The sequence below is a fragment of the Streptomyces sp. YGL11-2 genome (assembly GCF_050054615.1).
GTDB lineage: Bacteria > Actinomycetota > Actinomycetes > Streptomycetales > Streptomycetaceae > Streptomyces.
In genome coordinates, this window is the sequence record NZ_JBNHIN010000002.1 from 142,405 (window position 1) to 164,247 (window position 21,843).

Consider the following 21,843-nt stretch of genomic DNA (forward strand, 5'->3'; position numbering starts at 1 on the left):
CGGGCCCTGGTTGTGTGTCCGCCGGCGGATCAGTCCCGTACGACGCCCCAGCGCACCCGCGGCGCACCCTCGAAGTGCACCGCGTGACGCGGCGCGTGATACGCCCGCCCGAGCACGACGACATCGGGACTGCGGTCCAGGACGCCCCCCGACGGGTCGTCGTCGCCGTCCCTGCGGACCACGTCCCGCTCCGGCATCAGGATGTCGCGGACGACCACCGCGCACAGGTAGAGGGTGGCCAACAGGTGCAGTGCGATGGCGAGTTGGTAGCCCTCCGGGGGCAGCCCCTGGTGCTTGTCGCCGCTGCCGGTGTAGGCGAGGTACATCCAGATCCCGAGGAAGTACATGACCTCGCCCGCCTGCCAGATCAGGAAGTCCCGCCAGCGCGGCCGGGCCAGCGCGGCGAGCGGGACCAGCCACAGCACGTACTGCGGCGAGTAGACCTTGTTGGTGAGGATGAACAGCGCGACGACGAGGAACGCGAGCTGGGCGAAGCGCGGCCGGCGCGGCGCGTAGAACGTCAGCAGCGCGATGCCGCCGCATCCGAGGATCATCAGCACCGTCGCGTAGAGGTTGGCGTTCTCCAGGGGGTCCCCGGTGCGCTGCGAGATCAGCAGCCAGACGGAACCGAAGTCGATGGGCCGCTCCTGGCTGAAGGTGTAGAACTTCGCCCAGCCCTCCCGGATATGAAATCCGGACGCGTCGTGCATGATCATCACCGGCAGGTTCACCACCAGCCAGGACGCCACCGCACCGGTGACAACCCTCCCGTACGCGCGCCAGGCTCCCGCGCGCCAGCACAGCAGCAGCAGCGGCCCCAGCAGCAGGACGGGGTAGAGCTTCGCCGCCGTCGCCAGCCCGATCAGGACGCCGGACGCCAGCGGGCGGCTGCGTGACCACATCAGCATCCCAGCGGCGGTCAGGGCGACCGCCAGCAGGTCCCAGTTGATGGTGGCGGTGAGGGCGAAGGCGGGAGCCAGCGCCACCAGCAGACCGTCCCAAGGACGCCGCCGGTGGGTACGTGCCACACACACCGCGATGACGGCGGCGCAGACCATCAGCATCCCGGCGTTGACCAGCCAGTAGATCTGCTCGCGGTCCTGGATCGCCCCGCTGTGCGGCGTCATCCAGGAGGCGACCTCCATGAAGACGCCGGTCAGCACCGGGTACTCCAGGTACTGCATATCGCCCGGCAGCCGGTCGAAGTACGGGATCAGCCCGTCGGCGAAACCCCGCCCGGTGTAGAGATGGGGGATGTCGGAATAGCAGGCGTGGACGTACTGACTGGTGGCGCCGAAGAACCATCCGCCGTTGTAGCAAGGCAGCTTCTGCACCATGCCGAGCGCGAACACACCGATGGCGACGAGCACGATGACCCGCACCGGCGTCATCCGGTTCGCCCCGAGAAGCACCCGCCGGCCGATCGGCCCTCCGATCAGCTCGCTGCCGGCCGCCGCCACCTCATCCCGTTGCGTCGGCCGTACCGGCTCGTCCTGTCGCAGGCTCGTCATGGCCCCATCCTGCCGTACACGCATGGGACGAACACGACGAAGCCCCCGCCCGGTCGCACCGGGTCGGGGGCTTCGTGAAGCCGTGTTTCACGTGAAACGAGCGCCGTTTCACGTGAAACGATCAGCGGTCCTAGCCGCCGGTGGGCCCGCCGAAAATGCCTCCTCCGCTGTTCCCACCACTCGTCGGGTCAGGCGTCGGACTCGTACCACCATTGCCGCCATTGCCGCCGCCCGGCCCGCCGCCGTTTGCCCCGCCGTTCCCGCCGTTGTGCTTGCAGTGGAAGTCCCACGGGGAGCACTGCTTGGTCGGGGTGGGGGTCGGGGAATTCGTCGGGGACGCGGACTGGCTGGGCGTACCGGACGGAGTCACCGACGGCGTGGCACTCGGCGTCGGGGTCGGCGTGGGAGAGGGCATCCCCTGCTCGTTCTGCACCTGTCCGATGGTCGTGGCGGCCGGGAAGTCCTGCGGGGAAACACCCTGCATCGCCTGGAGCATGTACTCGGTCCACACCTCGGTCGGCAGCGCGCCACCGTGGATCGAGTCGAAGCCGCCGACGCCGTTCATGGACAGCTGACGGGGGTTCTGCGCGTCCTCACGGAACATGGTGATGGCCGTCGAGAGCTGCTTGGTGTAGCCGACGAACCAGGCCGACTTGTTCTCGTCGGTGGTACCGGTCTTGCCGGCAGCCGGCATACCCAGCTTCTTGGCCGTCGTCGCGGTGCCGTTCTCGATCACGTTCTTCAGCACGTCGGTGACGTTGTTGGCGACGTTGGCTTCCATGGCCGTCTGCGGCTTGGGCTTGTCGAAGCCCTTCACCTCCTCGCCCTGGGACATCACCTTGGTCACCGAATACGGCTCCACGCTCGTACCGGAGGCGGCGAAGGTGCCGTAGGCATCGGCCATGCGGATCGCGCTCGGCGTGGAGGTGCCCAGTGCGAAGGACGGGTTGAGGTTCTTGTCGAAGCTGCCCGGCGCGATCCCCGCGGCCTGCGCCATATCCTTCACCTTGTCCATGCCGACATCCATGCCGAGCTGGACATACGGGGTGTTGACGGACTGCTCCATCGCCTTCCGCAAGGTGATGTAGCCCCAGGGGTAATTGCTCTCGTTGACCTGATAGAAGGGCGAGTTGTCCTTCTTCAGCACAATCGAACCGTCCGGGTTCCTCACCTTGAGATGGTCATCGCCGTTGTACTTGCTGTCCGGCGAGACCGGCGTGCCACTGCGCGCGATCGTCCCGTACTTCATCGCCGCGGCGAGCACGAACGGCTTCCAGGTCGAGCCGACCGGCACACCGTAGGTGTCCGCGTTGTTGCTGAAGTGACCCTTGTCGTAGCCGTCACCGCCGTACAAGGCGACGATCCTGCCGTCTCCCGGCACCACGGAAGCGCCACCGAACTGGACGTACTTGTCCTTCTCCGGCCGCTTCTGCGGGTCGATGTAGTGCTTGTCGACCTTCTGCACCGCGGCTGCCAGCTCGTTGGTCTTCTTCTCGTCGAAGGTCGTCTGGATCGTGTAGCCGCCCTTGTCGAACAGGGCCTCGCTGAGGTTCCCCTGCTTGAGCACGTACTTCTTGGCCACGTCGATCAAGTACCCGATCTGGCCGCTCTTGCTGGCCACCGGCTTCGGCGCCTTGGGCATCGGGAACTTCGTGTACGTGCTCCGGTCAGCCTTCGACAGGAGGTGATTGTCCACCTCGCGGTCGAGGATCCAGGACCAACGAGCCTTGACGCGCTGGGTGTTCTGCTCGGGGGTGGCGCCGGGTCCGGTGCCACCCGCAGGGTCGTAGAGGTTCGCGCCCTTGAGCAGGGACGCCAGGAACGCGCCCTCGTCCGGCTTCAGCTGGGAGGCGTTCTTCCCGTAGTACGCCTGAGCCGCCGCCTGGATGCCGTAGGCACCGCGGCCGAAGTAGCTGGTGTTCAGATACCCCTGCAAGATACTGGGCTTGTCCATCAACGAGCCGACCTTGATGGAGATGAACAGCTCCTTGAACTTGCGGGTGATGGTCTGCTCCTGGCTCAGCATCGCGTTCTTCACGTACTGCTGAGTGATGGTCGACCCACCCTGGGTGTCACCACCCTTGGCCATGTTGACCAGGGCGCGGAGGATACCCATCGGGTCCACGCCGGAGTCCGTCCGGAACGAGGCGTTCTCCGCGGAGATCGCTGCGTTCTGCATGGACATCGGAATTTCGCTTATCTTGATGTTCTGCCGGTTTGTCTCACCGTCGCGCGCCATGACCTTGCCATCGGCCCAGAGGTAGACGTTGTTCTGCGACGTGGCGGCCTTGTTCTCGTCCGGCACCTGCACCAGCGCGAGGCCGACGCCGGCCGCGCCGACGATCAGGCCGATGACCGCGACGGACATGCCGGCCACCTGTTTCCAGGACGGCACAAACCGGCGCCAACCGGTGCGATTGGCACGCGGATAGTCAATGAAGCGCTTCTTGGCGGGATTTCCACCACCCCGACCGCGCCCCCGGCCTCCATCAGCGCCGCCACCGCCACCACCGCCACCGCCACCACGGCGGCCACCGCCGCCGTAATCGCCTGCGGACCCTCCGGAAGCCATCGCAGCGGAGTCGGACACCCGCCGGCGTCCGCCGCGCTGCGCAGCCCGCCGGGCCTCGGCACGCCCTCCCGGCGGCCGGTCCTGGGGAGACTGGGGCATAGACCCCGTGACAGCGCCATGCGGAGGGGCCGCACGCCGCCCCGGTGGCTGCTGTGCGGCACGTCTGGCCGCGGCACGTCCGCCACCTTGTGGCTGTGGCGGTTTGCGACGGTGCTCGCTCATGGAACGAATACTCCTCGGGCAGGCGCGCTCTCTCGTCGCCTGAAGGCGGCAGTTGTCTTCAGGTCCCCCCGATGCACGACCCGCTCCTGACGCGCGGGCCGCACTACACCGAGGTCAGGGACGCCACGTATCGGCCCACGGTTCCCGGCAGTCTGCATGCCGCACAGACTACGCACGGCCAAAACCTGCCCAGTGTTGAAATTCACTCCAAAACAGTCAGGTTACGTCGCACGAATAAGTGATGTGATGCCGTTCACCGTCCCCACCCTTGTTCCGCTCAGGGCGCCGTTCTATCGTCTGGATGTATCGAGTCGATACATCAGCACGAGATAAAGACCGCACAGGGCCAAGGAGGCGGAGGATGAACAGGCGTTCCGGCGTCCTCGAATTCGCCGTCCTCGGCCTGCTCCGCGAATCCCCCATGCATGGTTACGAGTTGCGCAAGCGGCTCAACACCTCGCTCGGGGTCTTCCGTGCGTTCAGCTACGGCACCCTCTACCCCTGCCTCAAGGGGCTGGTCGCGAACGGCTGGCTCGTCGAGGAAACGAGCGGCGCCCCGGAGGGCGTTCCCGCCGCGGCGCTCACCGGGCGCCGGGCCAAAATCGTCTACCGATTGACCGCAGCGGGCAAGGAGCACTTCGAGGAGCTGCTCACCCACTCCGGGCCGGATGCGTGGGAGGACGAGCACTTCGGCGTCCGTTTCGCGTTCTTCGGCCAGACATCGCGGGACGTACGGATGCGCGTGCTGGAAGGCCGCCGCAGCCGGCTGGAGGAGCGCCTTGAGAAGATGCGTACCTCCTTGGCCAGGACCCGCGAGCGGCTGGACGACTACACCCTCGAACTGCAGCGGCACGGCATGGAATCCGTGGAGCGCGAGGTCCGTTGGTTGAACGAGCTCATCGAGAGTGAGCGCGCCGGGCGCGATCAGCGCGCCCCGGGTCCCACGGAGCGGGACAAGAACACCCCGTCAGGAGATGCGGACGGCCTGCCCCGGCACCGGGGTGGTTCCCGGCCGGATCCGTCCGAATGACACCACCACATGGGGCCCTGCCGTACAGGTCCTCATCGAGAACACAGGGAGCAACCGGAATGGGTTCGGTTCGCGTAGCCATCGTCGGCGTGGGCAACTGCGCCGCCTCGCTGGTACAGGGCGTCGAGTTTTACAAGGACGCCGACCCCGACAGCCGCGTGCCCGGCCTCATGCACGTGCAGTTCGGCGACTACCACGTCCGCGACGTCGAGTTCGTGGCCGCCTTCGACGTGGACGCCAAGAAGGTCGGCCTCGACCTCTCGGACGCCATCGGCGCCAGCGAGAACAACACCATCAAGATCTGCGACGTGCCGAACACCGGCGTGCAGGTCCAGCGCGGCCACACGCTCGACGGCCTGGGCAAGTACTACCGCATGACGATCGAGGAGTCCGCGGAGGCCCCGGTCGACATCGTCCAGGTCCTCAAGGACAAGCAGGTCGACGTCCTGGTCTGCTACCTGCCCGTCGGCTCCGAGGACGCGGCGAAGTACTACGCCCAGTGCGCCATCGACGCCAAGGTCGCGTTCGTCAACGCCCTCCCGGTCTTCATCGCCGGCACCAAGGAGTGGGCGGACAAGTTCACCGAGGCCGGTGTGCCGATCGTCGGTGACGACATCAAGTCGCAGGTCGGCGCCACGATCACGCACCGCGTGATGGCCAAGCTCTTCGAAGACCGGGGCGTCATCCTGGACCGCACGATGCAGCTGAACGTCGGCGGCAACATGGACTTCAAGAACATGCTGGAGCGCGACCGCCTGGAGTCCAAGAAGATCTCCAAGACGCAGGCCGTCACCTCGCAGATCCCCGACCGCGAGCTGGGCGAGAAGAACGTCCACATCGGCCCGTCCGACTACGTCGCCTGGCTGGACGACCGCAAGTGGGCCTACGTGCGCCTTGAGGGCCGCGCCTTCGGCGATGTCCCGCTGAACCTTGAGTACAAGCTCGAGGTCTGGGACTCCCCGAACTCCGCGGGCGTCATCATCGACGCGCTGCGCGCCGCGAAGATCGCCAAGGACCGGGGGATCGGTGGCCCGATCCTCTCCGCTTCCTCGTACTTCATGAAGTCGCCGCCGGTGCAGTACTTCGACGACGTGGCACGGGAGAACGTCGAGAAGTTCATCAGGGGCGACGTCGAGCGCTGAGGCACTCGCCGCTGTCCTTGCTTCGCCGGCCTCCGGGTATTCCGCCCGGAGGCCGGCGTGCTGTGTGAGGCTGTGCCTCATGCATGCTGTGCGCGATCTCCGCGTATTACTGCGGCTGCGCGACTTCCGGACGCTCCTCGCCGCACGGCTCCTGTCCCAGGCCGCCGACGGGGTGTTCCAGGTCGCGCTCGCCGCGTTCGTCGTCTTCTCGCCCGAAAAGCAGGCGTCGCCCGAGGCGATCGCCTCCGCCATGGCGATCTTGCTGCTGCCGTACTCCCTTCTCGGGCCGTTCGCCGGAGTGCTGCTGGACCGCTGGCGCCGGCGTCAGGTCCTGCTGTACGGCAATCTGCTGCGGGCCCTGCTCGCGATGGCGACCGCCGTGCTGATCGCGGTGAAGGTCCCGGACTGGCTCTTCTACGCCTCGGCGCTCTCCGTCACGGGCGTGAACCGCTTTGTCCTGGCGGGGCTTTCCGCGTCGCTTCCCCGCGTCGTCGGCGGTGAACAGCTGGTGATGGCCAACTCCCTTGCCCCGACGGCCGGAACGCTCGCCATGACGGTCGGCGGTGCGCTCGCTCTCGCCGTCCGGCTGGCCGGCTCGGACGTGGATACGTTCGTCGTGCTGCTCGCCGCGTTCCTCTACTTCTGTTCCGCCCTCACCGCCCTGCGGATGCCCCCGCAGCGCCTCGGCCCCGACCCCTCGGCGCTCCAACCTCACCTCGGCGAGGCCCTGTTGAGCACCGTCAAGGGGCTGGCGGACGGTCTGCGCCACCTCGCCGAGCGGCCCACCCCGACCCGCGCGCTGGCCGCGATGACGGTGATCCGCTTCTGCTACGGCGCGCTGACGGTCATGGTGCTGATGCTGTGCCGGTACGCCTGGGCCCCTACCGAATCCCGGGGTCTGGCGCTGCTCGGGATAACCGTCGCCGTGTCAGGAGCCGGCTTCTTCGCGGCTGCCGTGATCACCCCGTGGGCGGTCGGGCGCCTCACCCCGTTCGGCTGGATCGCCTTCTGCGCCGCGATGGGCGCGGTCCTGGTGCCCGCGCTCGGCCTCTTCTTCCACCCGGCGCCCATGCTGGTCGCCGCGTTCGTCCTCGGCCTGAGCACACAGGGGACCAAGATCACCACAGACACGGTGGTCCAGTCGTCGGTCGACGATGCCTTCCGCGGCCGGGTCTTCTCCATCTACGACGTGCTGTTCAACATCGCCTTCGTCGGTGCCGCCGCGGTCGCCGCGCTGATGCTGCCGCCCGACGGGAAGTCAGCCGTACTCATCGCAGTGGTGGCCGTTCTCTACGCCGTGGTCGCCGCGACGCTGGCCCGCAGGGCGTTCGGACGACCCTAGGGCGGTCCGGTGGGTCGGGGTCGGACAGGCCCTGGCCGTCCCTCCCTTGCGAGTTGGCGCCCCTCGCCTGTGCGGCGGCGCCGGAGCAGATACCGTACGGGCGTCATTCACGCGTCCGGACACGTCACTTCCGGACACTTCCTTATCGGGGGAACTCCCATGACCACGCCGCCTCAGGGCCCGAATCCTTACGGCCAGCAGCCATACGGTCAGCAACCGTACGGCCAGGCCCCCTACCCGCAGACCTCCCAGGCACCGCAGGCTCCTTACGGCCAGCCGCAGGGCGGATACGCCTATCCCCAGCAGCCGCAGACCCCGTACGGTCAGCCGCAGCAGGGGTATCCGCAGGCACCGCAGCAGCCCTACATGCAGGGCGGAGCGCCTATACCGCCGCAGCCGTCCCGGCCGCAGCGCTCGCCCAAGGCGATCGTGAAGGGCATCTTCGTCGCCGTCGCCCTGATCGGTATCGGGGTGGCCTGGGTGAGCTCGTGGAACGACGCCGACACCGCCAAGGTCGGCGACTGCATGAAGAACAACGGCAACGAGATCAATCCCGATCTCAAGGTCGTCGACTGCGGCACCGCAGAAGCCAAGTTCAAGGTGACAGCTGTCCACTCCAACACCACGGACAGGTCTCTCTGCCCCAAGACCGACACGACCTATGCGGAGACCCAGCACCGCCGCCACGGCGGCACCACCCGCTTTGTGCTCTGCCTTCAGGACATCAAGTAGCGACGAGTCGGCTCCCGGGACACCGCGGGGCGCTGTTTCACGTGAAACACGGCGGTTCACGACCGGCCGTTTCACGTGAAACATCGCCCCGTTTCACGTGAAACAGCGACGGTTTCACGCGCGCGGCCTGAGCGGCCTCAGCCCTGAGCAGCCCACCACTCCTTGAGCGCGGCCACCGCGGCCTCCCGCTCCATGGGGCCATGCTCCAGCCGCAGTTCCAGCATCTGCTTGTACGCCTTGCCGACCTCAGGCCCCGGGCTGATGCCCAGGATCTGCATGATCTCGTTGCCGTCCAGGTCCGGGCGGATCGCGTCCAGCTCTTCCTGCTCCTGGAGTCGCGCGATGCGCTCCTCCAGCCCGTCATACGCACGCGACAGGGCCGCGGCCTTGCGCTTGTTGCGTGTGGTGCAGTCCGAGCGCGTCAGCTTGTGCAGGCGCTCCAGCTGCGGGCCGGCGTCGCGCACGTAACGGCGGACCGCGGAGTCCGTCCACTCACCCATCCCGTATCCGTGGAAGCGCAGGTGGAGCTCCACGAGAAGCGAAACGTCCTTGATCATGTCGTTCGAGTACTTCAGGGCGGACATGCGCTTCTTGGTCATCTTCGCCCCCACCACCTCGTGGTGGTGGAACGAGACCCGGCCGTCGCTCTCGAAGCGCCGCGTCCTGGGCTTGCCGATGTCATGCAGCAGCGCCGCCAGCCGCAGCACCAGATCTGGCCCGTTCTCCTCCAGGTCGATGGCCTGCTCCAGGACCGTCAGCGTGTGCTCGTAGACGTCCTTGTGGCGGTGATGCTCGTCACTTTCCAGGCGCAGCGCGGGCAGCTCGGGCAGTACCCGGTCCGCCAGCCCGGACTCCACCAGCAGCCGCAACCCCTTGCGCGGGTTCGCCGCCAGGATCAGCTTGTTCAGCTCGTCGCGCACCCGCTCCGCGGACACGATCTCGATACGGTCCGACATCGCCGTCATCGCGGCGATGACGTCCGAGGCGACCTCGAAGTCCAGCTGGGCGGCGAAGCGAGCCGCGCGCATCATCCGCAGCGGGTCGTCGGAGAACGATTCCTGCGGCGTCCCCGGGGTCCGCAGCACACGGGCCGCCAGGTCCTCCAGGCCGTCGTGCGGATCGACGAACTCCTTCTGCGGCAGCAGTACCGCCATGGCGTTCACCGTGAAGTCCCGGCGGACCAGATCGTCCTCGATGGAGTCGCCGTAGGAGACCTCGGGCTTGCGCGAGGTGCGGTCGTACGCCTCGGAGCGGTACGTCGTGACCTCGATGTCGAACGATGCCTTCTTGCAGCCGACCGTGCCGAAGGCGATGCCGACCTCCCAGACCGCGTCCGCCCACGGCCGGACGATCTTCAGTACGTCCTCAGGCCGGGCATCGGTGGTGAAGTCGAGGTCGTTGCCGAGCCGGCCGAGCAGCGCGTCCCGGACCGATCCGCCGACCAGGGCAAGCGTGAACCCGGCCTCCTGGAAGCGACGGGCCAGGTCGTCCGCGACGGGGGACACCCGCAGCAGCTCACTCACGGCACGGCGCTGCACGTGGTTGAGCGCGTTCGTCGACTGCGGAGCCCGCTCGGACCGCGGGGTGGGGAAGTCATTGTTGGCGTTCGGCACAACAGAAAAGGGTACGTGGCCGCGCAGCGGCCGGCGTCACGTCAATAAATAGGGGACAGGCATGAGCGGCCCCGCCCTGGCGATCATGTGGAGCAGTCCCCGGCACTACGGCGTGCCGGGCCTCGTTACCATTCGTGGACGCACATTCCGACGACCACTGACGACGACGAGGGACGGGCGAGCGCGTGGCCGATGCGGCAGGGTTCCAGGCGACTGAACGGCCGCGTGGTCGATGGCTGCGCAGGACCGTGACACTGCTCACCGGAGTGCCCCTGTTCGTGGGAATGCTGCAGCTCCCGCACACCCCCTCCGCCGAGGCGGCCCCGACAGGCTCCCGCGCGGTCAGCGTCACGATCAACGCGATGTCCCCGTCCGCCCCCGGGAAGGACGACACGGTCACCGTCTCCGGCACGCTCGCCAACGACGGCAAGGCGCCGATCACCGACGCACACGTCGGACTGCACCGCGGCGCCGCACTCAGCGATCGCAGCTCCATCGAAGCCGTGACCCAGCGCACCGGATATCTGCCGGGCGCCGACGGCAAGGAGATCGACGGGCACACCGAGAAGATCGACAAGCTGGATCCGGGCACCAGCAAGCCGTTCACCCTCAGCGTTCCGGTCAACGACCTCGGCCTGGGCGACGACGGTGTGTATCCGCTCGGCGTCACGCTGTCCGGGCACACCCAGAGCTCCTCGTACGAGCAGGTCCTCGGCATCGACCGGACCTTCCTCCCCTGGCAGAACGCCGCCCCGGCCAAGAAGACCCAGCTCACGTACCTGTGGCCGCTGATCTCGTCCACCCACCTCACCGCGGAGACCGGCGCCGACGCCCAGCAGACCCCGGTCTTCCGCAACGACGATCTCGCGGCGGAGATCGCGCCCGGCGGCCGGCTCCACCAGATGGTCACGCTCGGCAAGAACCTCCCGGTGACCTTCGTCATCGATCCCGACCTGCTCGCGACCGCTGACGCGATGACCAAGCCATACCGGGTCAACGGCCCGGACGGCCCGATGGGCAAGAACCAGGCCGTCGCCAAGCAGTGGCTGAACGACCTCGAAGACGCCGTGAAGGGCCACGAGGTCGTCGCCCTGCCGTTCGGTGACCCCGATCTCGCCTCACTCGCGCACCACGGCAAGAGCGTGCCCAGCGCACTCAGCCACCTCGGTCCGGCCACCGATCTCGCCTCGAAGACCGTGGACACCATCCTCGGTGTGAAGCCACGCACCGACTTCACCTGGCCGGTGAACGGCGCGATCGACTCCTCGATCATCGACGTCGCCACGTCGGCCGGCGCACACAACGTCATCACGCGCAGCGACAGCCTGGGCGACAGCGGCCTGCCCTACACCCCGACCGCGGCCCGGCCCATCGGCGGCGGCAACACCGCCATCGTCACCGACGAGCAGCTCTCCCGGGCTTTCGAGGGCGATATGTCGAAGTCGGGTAACGCCAGCCGCGCGATCCAGGAGTTCCTCGCCCAGGCCCAGATGATCGGCCTCCAGGACCCGGAGCAGCAGCGCAGCATCGTCGTCGCGCCGCAGCGCATGCCGTCCGCGAGCCAGGCCGAGACGATGGCCAGCGCACTGCGGAATCTGGACTCGGTGGGCTGGACCGAGACGCTGAAGCTCGGCGATGCGGCCAAGGCCAAGCCCGACCCCGCCGCCAGCCGCCAGATCCCGAGCCGCGCCACGTACCCGTCGTCGCTGCGCCGCCAGGAGCTCCCCACGGACGCCTTCCGGCAGATCCAGGACACCCAGGCCGCACTCGACGACTTCCAGGTGATCCTGGCCCAGCCCGAGCGCGTGGTCACCCCGTTCGGCAACGCCATAATGCGCGAGATGTCGACGGAGTGGCGGGGTGACCCCAAGGGAGCCGCGAGCTTCCGCGACTCCGTGCGCAGCTACCTCGACGGTCTGACCAAGAAGGTGCACCTGATCCAGAAGTCGGAGGCGACGCTCTCCGGGCGCAGCGCCACGATTCCGGTGACGGTCCAGAACAACCTGCTCCAGGGCGTCGCGGGCATGACGCTGCGGCTGACCTCGTCCCAGTCCAACCGCCTGGACGTGGGGCCGTCGCAGCAGATCAAGGTGGACGGCGGGCACAGCCAGTCCTTCAAGTTCGACACCACGGCGAACGCCAACGGTCGCGCCTGGGTGACGGCCCAGCTCTACACCGCGGACGGCAAGCCCTACGGTGACCCCATGACGTTCCAGGTGAACGTCACGGAGATCACCGCCACTGTGATGCTCGTCATCGCGGGCGGTGTGCTGCTGCTCGTCCTCGCCGGCGTACGGATCTACCTCCAGCGCAAGCGAGCCGCCGCCGAGGACGCCGAGGAAGGGCCCGACGACGAGGACAACGACGGTTCCGACGGCACAGCAGGCGCGAACGGCGACAACGGCGGAACGGGCGGCGACAAGCCCGAGCAGCCGAGTGACCGCTCGCCGGACACCGGATCGGAAAAGTCCGGCCCGTCCGGCACAGGTGAGAAAGTGGACCGTTGATATATGACGGGGCCGGATGGCCGGCGACGGATGAGGTGGGGCAGCGATGAATGCGCCGTATGACGGTGGCCGCGGCCGGGGCGCCCCTGGCGATCCCTCGGGGGCGGTCCCTCCGACGCCGCCGTTGCCCGCGGACCGGGACCCTTTTGTCCAGGACGCCTACCGCAACGACCTGCAGCACACGCAGGACCCGACGGGCCAGGATCCGGCGGCCGACGCGTTCTACGACCACGCCGCGCCTCCGCCGCCGGGACAGCCCGCGCACGCCCTCTACCACCAGCCGCCCACCGCTCAGCCCACTCCCGGCCCGCAGCAGTGGTCCACGCCCCCGGCGCCCGCTCCACAGGCCCCGGCCCACGATCTTTCATACGGCGACGCCGCCGAGACCATGCAGTTCACCGGTGGCGAGGAGCTGACCGCCCAGGGCGAGAGCGGGCGTCCCGAGCAGGACGCGTTCGCGCATCTCTTCCGGGATCAGCAGCAGCCCCACGAGGCACCGCGCCCGGCGCCGTCCTCCGTGGCGCAGCCGGTGGCCGCCGCGCCGCCCAGCACGGAGCCCGCACCGCAGCAGGCCCCGGCGGAGCCCGAGCCCGCCCCCGTGGCGGCGGCCGGCAAGCAGTCCGGTGGCCGCGCCTCCGGACTGCTGAAGTCCAGCGCGGTGATGGCCGCCGGCACCATGGTGTCCCGGCTCACCGGCTTCGTCCGCTCGGCGCTGATCGTCGCGGCACTGGGCGGCGCGGTACTCGGTGACTCCTGGCAGGTCGCCTACCAGCTGCCGACGATGATCTTCATCCTGACCATCGGCGGCGGTCTGAACTCCGTCTTCGTCCCGCAGCTGGTACGCGCGATGAAGGAGGACGAGGACGGCGGCGAGGCGTATGCCAACCGGCTGCTGACCCTCGTCATCGTGGTCCTCGGCGCGCTGACGGTGCTGGCGGTGTTCGCGGCGCCGCTCCTGGTGAAGCTCGTCTCGTTCGACATCTCCCGCGATCCGGCGGCCAACGAGGTCGCCGTCGCCTTCACCCGCTACTGCGTACCCACGATCTTCTTCATGGGCCTGCACGTCGTGATGGGGCAGATCCTCAACGCCCGTGGCCGCTTCGGCGCGATGATGTGGACCCCGGTCCTCAACAACATCGTCATGATCGCCACCTTCGGCCTGTTCATCGGGGTCTACGGCACGGCGAAGACCTCGCACATCGGCGTCACCACCATCCCCGCCGAAGGCATCCGGCTGCTCGGCATCGGCACCCTCCTGGGCCTGGTGGTCCAGGCGCTGGCGATGATCCCGTATCTGCGCGACGCCGACTTCAAGCTCCGGCTGCGCTTCGACTGGCGCGGCCACGGCCTGGGCAAGGCCGCCAAGCTCGCCAAGTGGACGGTCCTTTTCGTGCTCGCCAACCAGGCGGGCGTCCTGGTAGTCACCCAGCTCTCGACCTGGGCCGGCAACACCGCGGACCAGCAGGGCCACCCGGGCACCGGCTTCATCTCGTACGCCAGCGCCCAGCTGATCTGGAACATGCCGCAGGCGATCATCACCGTTTCCGTGATGGCGGCACTGCTCCCGCGGCTGGCACGGTCCGCGCATGACGGCGACACCGGCGCGGTCCGGGACGACATGTCCCAGGGGCTGCGCACCTCGGCCGTCGCCATCGTCCCGATCTCGTTCGGCTTCCTCTCCCTCGGCATCCCGCTGTGCACGCTGGTCTACGGCTCGTCCGGCGCCGGCATCCCGATGGGGTACATGCTGATGGCCTTCGGCGTGGGGCTGATCCCGTTCTCGGTGCAGTACGTCGTCCTGCGCGCCTTCTACGCGTACGAGGACACCCGCACCCCCTTCTACAACACGGTGATCGTCGCCGCCGTCAACGCCGCCGCCTCCGCTCTCTGCTTCCTGGTCCTGCCCGCCCGCTGGGCCGTGATCGGCATGGCGGCCTCCTACGGTCTCGCCTACGTGATCGGCGTCGGCGTGGCCTGGCGCCGGCTGAGCAAGCGGATGGGCGGAGACCTGGACACCGCGCACGTCGTGCGGACGTACGCGCGGCTGGCCGGCGCCAGCATCCCTGCCACGATCATCTCCGGGGCCGTGGTGTACGGCGTCATGCAGACCCTCGGCAGCGGATTCCTCGGCTCGCTGGCCGGTCTCATCGGCGGTGCCGCCGCACTTCTGGCCGTGTTCTACGTCGCCGCACGCAAAATGCGCATCGAAGAGCTGAATGCCCTGGTCGGCATGGTCCGGTCCAAGCTGGGGCGCTGACCGAGCACAACCATCGGCTGCCACCGTGTGTCGTGCATAGTGGCGGACTGTGGGCACAATTGTCTTGGCTCATTGAGCCTGCAACGGATGGGGAGGCAGGAACGACGGTGGCGGAACGGAGCACGGCTGCCGTCGACGTGGCCGACACGAGCGGCGAAGAGCCGCTGACCGCCAAGGCGGGTCAGGCCACGAGCGACGGCGCGGAGGCCGAGAAGGTATCCGGCAAGGAACAGCACGCCGCAGGCACCGATGAAAACGGTGCCGAGGCGACCGATTCCAAGCCACCGGAACTGCACAGCGGCCACAAGCTCGCGAGACGCTACCGCCTTGAGGAGTGCGTCACCCGTCTGGACGGATTCAGCAGCTGGCGCGCGGTCGACGAGAAGCTGCGCCGGGCCGTCGGCGTGCACATCCTGCCGGCCGACCATCCACGGGCCCGCCCGGTGCTCGCTGCGGCCCGGTCCTCCGCGCTCCTCGGCGACCCCCGGTTCGTCCAAGTCCTCGACGCCGTCGACGAGAACGACCTCGTCTACGTCGTCCATGAGTGGCTGCCGGACGCCACCGAGCTGACGACCGTGCTCGCCTCCGGCCCGCTGGAGCCGCACGACGCCTACCAGCTCGTAAGCCAGGTCTCCCAGGCCATGGCCGCCGCGCACCGCGAGGGCCTGGCCCATCTGCGGCTCACTCCCGGCTCGGTGCTGCGCACGGAGTCCGGGCAGTACCGTATCCGCGGCCTCGCGGTCATGGCGGCGCTGCGCGGCATCACGTGCGAGCACCCGCAGCGCACGGACACCGAGGCGATCGGCGCCCTGCTGTACGCCGCGCTGACCCAGCGCTGGCCTTACGAAAACGACGCCTACGGCCTCACCGGCCTGCCGAAGGGCGTCGGGCTGATCGCGCCCGACCAGGTGCGGGCAGGGGTCCACCGCGGGCTGTCCGAGCTCGCCATGCGCGCGGTGAACAACGACGGTGCCACCGCCTCGCGCCAGGAACAGCCGTGCACCACCCCGGAGGAGCTGGCCAAGGCCGTCGCGGCGATGCCCCGCATCCGGCCTCCGGAGACGGCGTTCTCCACCCCGCCGCCGTACCCGCGCAACGGCCACCAGCAAGGCGCGTACGGCCAGTCGCCGGCCCGCAACGGCCAGTCCGGCCGGCCGACGCAGGCGATCACCCCGCCGCCGCCCCCGCTTCAGAGCCGTACCGGCCGGGCGCTGAAGTGGTCCGTCTCCGCGCTGCTCATCGCGGCGCTGGGCCTGGGCAGTTGGCAGCTTGCGGACACCCTGCTGAAGCGGGAGAGCGACCAGGACGACCCGGGGACCTCACAGCCAAGCGGCGGCGCGAAGAAGCCCGCAGCAAAGCCTCTCTCAATCAAGGGCGCCACAGAGTTCTCCCCCCTGTCCGAGCCTTTCTCCGGGGAACAAGCGCACAACGCTACGGACAACGACCCGAGTACCGCCTGGGTGACAAAGCGTTTTAAGAGCTGGCCAAACTTCGGAAACCTGCCGTCGCGCGCAGACGGCAGCGGCATCATCGTTGACCTCGGAAGCACCAAAGACATCTCCGAGATACACGTCAGCATGTATCGACCAGGCCAGACTGTGGAAATCCGCGCAGCGGCGCCTTCCACAGCGAACCCGACGAAACTCAGCGATTTCTCACGAAGTCTTTCCAAGCCCCAAAAGGCTGGTGACCGGCTGGACGTGAAACTCGATCAGTCAGTACAGTCTCGGTATGTACTGATCCACATTACGGAACTTCCCACTGATGGCACATCCGATTGGTTCCGGGGCGGCATTTCGGAAATCCAAATTCTCGGCTGACCTTACGGAATATCAACCCGGGAGCCCATAGAAATCCCACTAGGATTTTTTGGTGGATGCTTCATGACAAGCGGCCGACCAAAGGACGCAACCCCTGGGGGGCTTGCGTCCTTGAACCGCCTGATACTCCAGATTGCAGTTAGCTATCGCTGCTGCTCAGTATGGAGCTTCGGAGCCTCCTAAGATGACGGGGTATCACGTGGGGCGTCGGCGAGGATGCGATACCGACCGGCTCCGCTCGACGAATTCATCGCCGAGGCCACCCTCGCCCTGCCCCACCATGGCACCCTCGAACCATAAAGGCCACAGCCCGAGTCTATGATGATCACTAGCGCTCACTGAGGCGTGCGCAACCATCAACATTCGCCCGACCGGGCACCTAGGGGAGGCTGTCTTGAAGCGCACTGTGTTTCGCCATGCTGCAACGGCAACTGTGGCCACTACGTTCCTCATCGGCGGGTTGGCAACCGCCACCCCCGCGTCCGCCGCCGGCAACTACAGCTGTGGCAATTGGAAGCAGACCGTCAACTCTTGGAGCGCGACCTGCACCGTCAAGAGCGGCCAGGCTCGCGCCGTCACTGACTGCAGCAACGGCAAGACGATATACGGCGCGTGGACGGGTCGCGGAACGTGGAGGTTCGGGGGCGAGTGCGGCAAGTACTTCGTCGTCTCCCAGGACACTCAGGGACGCAGCTAGCATCACAAGATGCGATGGCCTTCTGACGACTCGGAAGGCCATCGTTCCGTCCACGAAGACATCAGTTTCAGGACGCAGGTGCGCCGTTTCCGCATCGGGCAGAAATTCAGGTTGAGGTTCTTCCGAGATACGGGAGAGACCTGGCGGCAGGTCAGCCGGACCCCACAAGAGGAGCGCTGGCCACAGTCGCACCGAGAAAACGCCTCGCTTCGCCACTGCGGAACCTACAGAACTCGCTGTGTCCGCGCGGACCGTGGACCGTGGACCGCACCAAGATTCGGTATGTCGAGTACATCGCCCGCGTCTGACGCGAGGAGAATCTGAAGCCCTTCCGGTCGGGAAACATCGAACTCTCCAAAAAGCTGGCGTTCACGGCAAAGGTCACCAACATCGTCAAGCGGCACCTACCCTCGCCGGGCAGCGCGGTAGTTCTGCCGGCCGACGACAAGATGCAGATCCAGGCGCTGAACCCGACGCTGCCCGTGCTTCCGGCTACTCTTGGCCTCGTACTTTCGCGAGTACGGTGCCCATTCGCTGCTCTCCTCTGACTGGCAAGAATGAGGATTGTCGAGGCCCTCGTTCCCGCAATCGCCGGAGGAACTTATCCGGTGAAGAACACTATCGGGTCGTACCCGCGTGTCCGCATCGAGGACGGTGACCGCGGGTGCTCTCGCAGAGCATCGCCGTGCTGTTGATCGAAACGGCCCGCAAGACCGCTCTGGATCAGGCGATATCGACGGCACTGTCGCGGTGGCACAATCCGCGGGCAGTACACGATGTGGGCAAGACCCTTCTGAATGTCGCGCCCGCGGTCGCCGTCGGCGGGGACTGCCTGGCCGATGTGGGCGTGCTGCGGCCCGGACCCGACGTGTTCGGGCCGACGGCCCCGATCCGACCGTCTCCCAGTTGATCGACACACTCAGGCGGCAAGCGCGCCCTGGCCGCGATCCGCACCGCCCGCGCCGAAGTATGCCAGCGTGTCTGGAAGTTGGTTGTCGCCTCAGCGCCGAACGCCGGTGGGCAGGTGATCCTGGACCTCGACGGGGCGCTCGTCATCGCGCACTCCGACAAGCAAGACGCCCACGACCTGAATGAAGGCCCTCGCCGCCCGCTGACGGGGTTCGTCGACCACGGCCGAGACGGGACCGGAGAGCCAGTGGCGGGACTGCTGTGGCCGGGGAACGCGGGCTCCAACTGTCGCACCGATAGCCGCCGCCGTAACGAAAACGCCCACAGGTCGCGTTGAGTGAGGTTGGATTATTCCGCATGCGCAACGGAGATCGCGACACACGAGCCAGTCCAGCGTGCGAGCCAGCCGAAATTGCAGAATGAAACAAATTTCATCGGACAACTTCGGATCTTTGCGAGCCGAGATGGAGTAGAAAAACAATAGTGAGGTGACACTGCCGCGAACCTCATCCTGAGGGTTAAAAGCAGTTACGCACCCTTTAGGGGGCCAAGGTGGAAGATCACACGTCTACGATTCCATGAGCTCCTAGCAGTCCTCCCCGTCCCTGCCTACCATGAAGAGCGGCGTGTCAGGTTGCTGCAAGCTCGGAGGCTCATAGGTGACGCGGCGACAGGTCGACGATCTTCACCGCGATGTCTTCCGGAGCTCAACGCTTCAAGGGTTCCGTCACTAGGCGAGAGGGGGATATGGGTGGGCCTGCTGGAGGATTCTAGTGATCAGGACCTCCTCACTCGCCATGTCGCCGGCGACCGCGACGCGTTCGGGGAGATCGTCCGGCGGCATCGCGACCGGCTCTGGGCGGTGGCACTGCGGACCCTCGGCGATCGTGAGGAAGCCGCCGATGCCGTGCAGGACGCGCTGGTCTCCGCCTATCGCGCCGCACACTCCTTCCGCGGCCAGTCCGCCGTGACGACCTGGCTGCACCGCATCACGGTCAATGCCTGTCTGGACCGGGCCCGCAAAGCCGCCTCGCGCCGCACCTCTCCGGTCGCCGAGACCGAGCGCCTGGAGCAGCTTCTCGACCCCGAGGAGTCCGCAGCCCTCCCGGCCGAGCGCCAGGACCTGCACCGGGAACTGCTCAGCGCGCTGCGCACCCTCCCCGAGGAGCAGCGCGCCGCCCTCGTGCTCGTCGATATGCAGGGATACTCCGTCGCGGAGACCGCCGAGATCCTCGGCGTTCCGACCGGGACGGTGAAGAGCCGATGTTCACGCGGCCGAGCTCGCCTCCTGCCCTTGGTCACCCATCTGCGCGGCGACGACGGGGGTAGCAATCCCGCGAGCGGGGGAAGGAACCGGGCGCAGGGGACATCCGTCCCACCGACGGCAGGGCCGAAGGGAACAGGTGCCGTGAAGGGCGGAGGTGGGCGAGCGTGACGTCGACGACCGGCACAGGTGAGCACCCGGAGGTCTCCGAGATCTCCGATCTCACCGGTGGGCTGCTGTCCCCCTCTCGCACCGCGGATCTGCGAGATCACCTCGCGACCTGCGCGCTGTGCGAAGACGTCCATGCCTCCTTGGAGGAAATCCGGGGGCTGCTCGGCACACTCCCGGGGCCGATGCGGATGCCTGCCGATGTCGCCGGACGCATCGATGCGGCCCTCGCAGCAGAGGCGCTGCTGGACTCCACCGCTGCCAGGCCCGAGACGCTCGTTTCACATGAAACGTCGACGGTTTCACGTGAAACACGGAAGGCCGCCGTCACCGTTTCACGTGAAACCGAGACGGAAGCGCCCCGACGCGAGGTGCCGCCCGCCCGCCCGGCCGACCGGCCCCGTGGCTCCTCCGGACCGGGCCGTCAGACACCGAGGCGCCCGGCACGCTCGCGGCTCTGGCCCCGGGTCCTGCTCGGCACCGCGGCGGCAGCAGCGGTGTTCGGCATCGGCGGCCTTCTCATGCAGAGCGCCACCACCAGCGGCACCCAGGCCGGCAAGGACAGCGTGTCCTCGGCCGGCGCGGCTGGTTCGGGCGGACTGACCGCCGCATCGCTCGGGTCGCATGTGCACGACCTGCTCGCGTCCACCCAGTCGCACAAGGTTCCGGAGATCGGGACCCGCAGCTCTCCCCAGACGCCGCTGCGTGGCGAGGCCAACACCGTCCCGTCGTGCGTGCGCGAGGGCATCGGGCGTCCCGAGACCCCGCTGGCATCGAGCCGAAGCATGTACGAGGGTAAGGACGCCTTCCTCGTGGTACTGCCGCATCCGTCCGACCCGAAGAGCGTCTCCGCCTATGTCGTCACCGCCTCGTGTGTCTCAGCCACGCCGCCGGCACCCGGGAAGGTCCTGCTGACCCACTCGTATCGGCGAGACTGAGATACGGGATGTGCGCTGTGGCACTCCGGGAATGCTCGCCCCTTAGGATCCGTTGGGTGGGGTGAGAGTTCCGAGACCCCAGCAAGCCGTCGGCAGAGACAAGGAAGACACCCGTGAGCGACGTCCGCAACGTGATCATCATCGGCTCCGGGCCCGCGGGATATACCGCAGCGCTCTACACCGCCCGCGCGTCCCTGAACCCTCTGGTCTTCGAAGGCGCCGTCACCGCCGGCGGTGCGCTGATGAACACCACCGACGTGGAGAACTTCCCCGGCTTCCGCGACGGCATCATGGGGCCGGACCTGATGGACAACATGCGCGCCCAGGCCGAGCGCTTCGGCGCCGAGCTTGTGCCGGACGACATCGTCTCGGTCGACCTCTCCGAGGAGATCAAGACCGTCACCGACACCGCGGGCACCGTGCACCGCGCCAAGGCGGTCATCGTCGCCACCGGCTCCCAGCACCGCAAGCTCGGTCTGCCCCGTGAGGACGAGCTGTCCGGCCGCGGCGTCTCCTGGTGCGCGACCTGCGACGGGTTCTTCTTCAAGGACCAGGACATCGCCGTCATCGGCGGTGGCGACACCGCGATGGAGGAGGCCACCTTCCTCTCGCGCTTCGCCAAGTCCGTCACGGTCGTCCACCGCCGCGACGCTCTGCGAGCCAGCAAGGCGATGCAGGATCGTGCCTTCGCCGACCCGAAGATCAAGTTCGTGTGGGACAGCGAGGTCGCCGAGATCCACGGGGAGAACAAGCTCTCCGGTCTGACCCTGCGCAACGTCAAGACCGGCGAGACATCCGAGCTCCCGGTGACCGGGCTCTTCATCGCGATCGGCCACGACCCGCGGACCGAGCTGTTCAAGGGTCAGCTGAACCTCGACGACGACGGCTACCTCAAGGTCGAGGCGCCCAGCACCCGGACGAACCTGCCGGGTGTCTTCGCCGCCGGCGACGTTGTCGACCACACCTACCGTCAGGCCATCACTGCGGCCGGCACCGGCTGCTCCGCCGCCCTCGACGCCGAGCGTTTCCTCGCTGCGCTCTCGGACGGTGAGGCCACGGCCGAGCCGGAGAAGACCGCCTCCGCCTGATCCGAGTACCCCCAGCTTTCCCACCACCCAC

At 67.7% G+C, this 21,843-nt stretch carries 13 protein-coding genes and 1 pseudogene; 11 read left to right on the plus strand and 3 right to left on the minus strand.

The genetic code is table 11. The features are described 5' to 3' along the window. Positions 1-29: 29 nt before the first annotated feature. Both ACO1BR_RS02965 and ACO1BR_RS02970 read right to left on the minus strand, forming a co-directional pair. Positions 30-1,511: a glycosyltransferase family 87 protein gene (locus ACO1BR_RS02965; protein ID WP_426793445.1), complete on the minus strand. Its 1,482-nt coding sequence runs from the start codon at positions 1,509-1,511 to the stop codon at positions 30-32. Positions 1,512-1,641: 130 nt separating this feature from the next. Further along, a complete protein-coding gene (locus ACO1BR_RS02970; protein WP_426793446.1) occupies positions 1,642-4,305 on the minus strand; it encodes a transglycosylase domain-containing protein in 2,664 nt (887 codons plus the stop codon). Positions 4,306-4,666: 361 nt separating this feature from the next. On the opposite strand from ACO1BR_RS02970, the gene ACO1BR_RS02975 reads away from it, so the two are divergent. From ACO1BR_RS02975 to ACO1BR_RS02990, 4 genes are all read left to right on the plus strand, one after another. Beyond that, on the plus strand, positions 4,667-5,335 hold the full coding sequence (locus ACO1BR_RS02975) for a PadR family transcriptional regulator (RefSeq protein WP_426793447.1): 669 nt from the start codon (positions 4,667-4,669) through the stop codon (positions 5,333-5,335). 59 nt (positions 5,336-5,394) lie between these two features. Further along, positions 5,395-6,477, plus strand: a complete 1,083-nt coding sequence (locus ACO1BR_RS02980) for an inositol-3-phosphate synthase (RefSeq protein WP_426793448.1) — start codon at positions 5,395-5,397, stop codon at positions 6,475-6,477. Between the two features lie 79 nt (positions 6,478-6,556). Further along, positions 6,557-7,819 (plus strand): MFS transporter, encoded by a 1,263-nt coding sequence (locus tag ACO1BR_RS02985; protein ID WP_426793449.1) that lies wholly within the window; start codon positions 6,557-6,559, stop codon positions 7,817-7,819. Between the two features lie 159 nt (positions 7,820-7,978). Next, positions 7,979-8,551 carry an LppU/SCO3897 family protein gene (locus ACO1BR_RS02990; RefSeq protein WP_426793450.1) on the plus strand — a complete coding sequence of 191 codons (573 nt, stop codon included), beginning with the start codon at positions 7,979-7,981 and terminating at the stop codon, positions 8,549-8,551. A 137-nt stretch (positions 8,552-8,688) separates the two neighbouring features. Here ACO1BR_RS02990 and ACO1BR_RS02995 read toward each other — a convergent pair whose 3' ends face one another. Next, the gene (locus tag ACO1BR_RS02995; protein WP_426793451.1) at positions 8,689-10,164 is read right to left on the minus strand and encodes a CCA tRNA nucleotidyltransferase; all 1,476 of its coding nucleotides are present in this window, start codon (positions 10,162-10,164) and stop codon (positions 8,689-8,691) included. A 248-nt stretch (positions 10,165-10,412) separates the two neighbouring features. Here ACO1BR_RS02995 and ACO1BR_RS03000 point away from each other — a divergent pair, with 248 nt between their 5' ends. From ACO1BR_RS03000 to trxB, 7 genes and pseudogenes are all read left to right on the plus strand, one after another. After that, complete coding sequence (locus tag ACO1BR_RS03000) at positions 10,413-12,671, plus strand: DUF6049 family protein (RefSeq protein ID WP_426793452.1); 2,259 nt, start codon at positions 10,413-10,415, stop codon at positions 12,669-12,671. A 46-nt stretch (positions 12,672-12,717) separates the two neighbouring features. Then, on the plus strand, positions 12,718-14,928 hold the full coding sequence (murJ, locus tag ACO1BR_RS03005; RefSeq protein WP_426793453.1) for a murein biosynthesis integral membrane protein MurJ: 2,211 nt from the start codon (positions 12,718-12,720) through the stop codon (positions 14,926-14,928). A gap of 107 nt (positions 14,929-15,035) precedes the next feature. Further along, the gene (locus ACO1BR_RS03010) at positions 15,036-16,748 is read left to right on the plus strand and encodes a serine/threonine protein kinase (RefSeq protein ID WP_426793454.1); all 1,713 of its coding nucleotides are present in this window, start codon (positions 15,036-15,038) and stop codon (positions 16,746-16,748) included. 1,305 nt (positions 16,749-18,053) lie between these two features. Continuing rightward, a pseudogene (locus tag ACO1BR_RS03015) lies at positions 18,054-18,652 on the plus strand (transposase); the annotation flags it as partial. A gap of 453 nt (positions 18,653-19,105) precedes the next feature. Continuing rightward, positions 19,106-19,789: an RNA polymerase sigma factor SigM gene (gene sigM, locus ACO1BR_RS03020; RefSeq protein ID WP_426793455.1), complete on the plus strand. Its 684-nt coding sequence runs from the start codon at positions 19,106-19,108 to the stop codon at positions 19,787-19,789. Next, positions 19,786-20,724 (plus strand): hypothetical protein, encoded by a 939-nt coding sequence (locus tag ACO1BR_RS03025; protein ID WP_426793456.1) that lies wholly within the window; start codon positions 19,786-19,788, stop codon positions 20,722-20,724. The genes sigM and ACO1BR_RS03025 overlap by 4 nt, the downstream gene beginning before the upstream one ends. 113 nt (positions 20,725-20,837) lie before the next feature. Continuing rightward, entirely contained in the window at positions 20,838-21,812 is a 975-nt protein-coding gene (gene trxB, locus ACO1BR_RS03030; RefSeq protein WP_426793457.1) for a thioredoxin-disulfide reductase, read from the plus strand. The last annotated feature ends 31 nt before the right edge of the window (positions 21,813-21,843 follow it).

Coding starts and splice junctions, on each gene's coding strand:
- murJ (WP_426793453.1), top strand. CDS start 12,718: ATGAATGCGCCGTATGACGGTGGCCGCGGCCGGGGCGCCCCTGGCGAT.
- ACO1BR_RS02965 (WP_426793445.1), bottom strand. CDS start 1,511: ATGACGAGCCTGCGACAGGACGAGCCGGTACGGCCGACGCAACGGGAT.
- ACO1BR_RS02985 (WP_426793449.1), top strand. CDS start 6,557: ATGCATGCTGTGCGCGATCTCCGCGTATTACTGCGGCTGCGCGACTTC.
- ACO1BR_RS02990 (WP_426793450.1), top strand. CDS start 7,979: ATGACCACGCCGCCTCAGGGCCCGAATCCTTACGGCCAGCAGCCATAC.
- ACO1BR_RS02980 (WP_426793448.1), top strand. CDS start 5,395: ATGGGTTCGGTTCGCGTAGCCATCGTCGGCGTGGGCAACTGCGCCGCC.
- ACO1BR_RS02975 (WP_426793447.1), top strand. CDS start 4,667: ATGAACAGGCGTTCCGGCGTCCTCGAATTCGCCGTCCTCGGCCTGCTC.
- ACO1BR_RS02970 (WP_426793446.1), bottom strand. CDS start 4,305: ATGAGCGAGCACCGTCGCAAACCGCCACAGCCACAAGGTGGCGGACGT.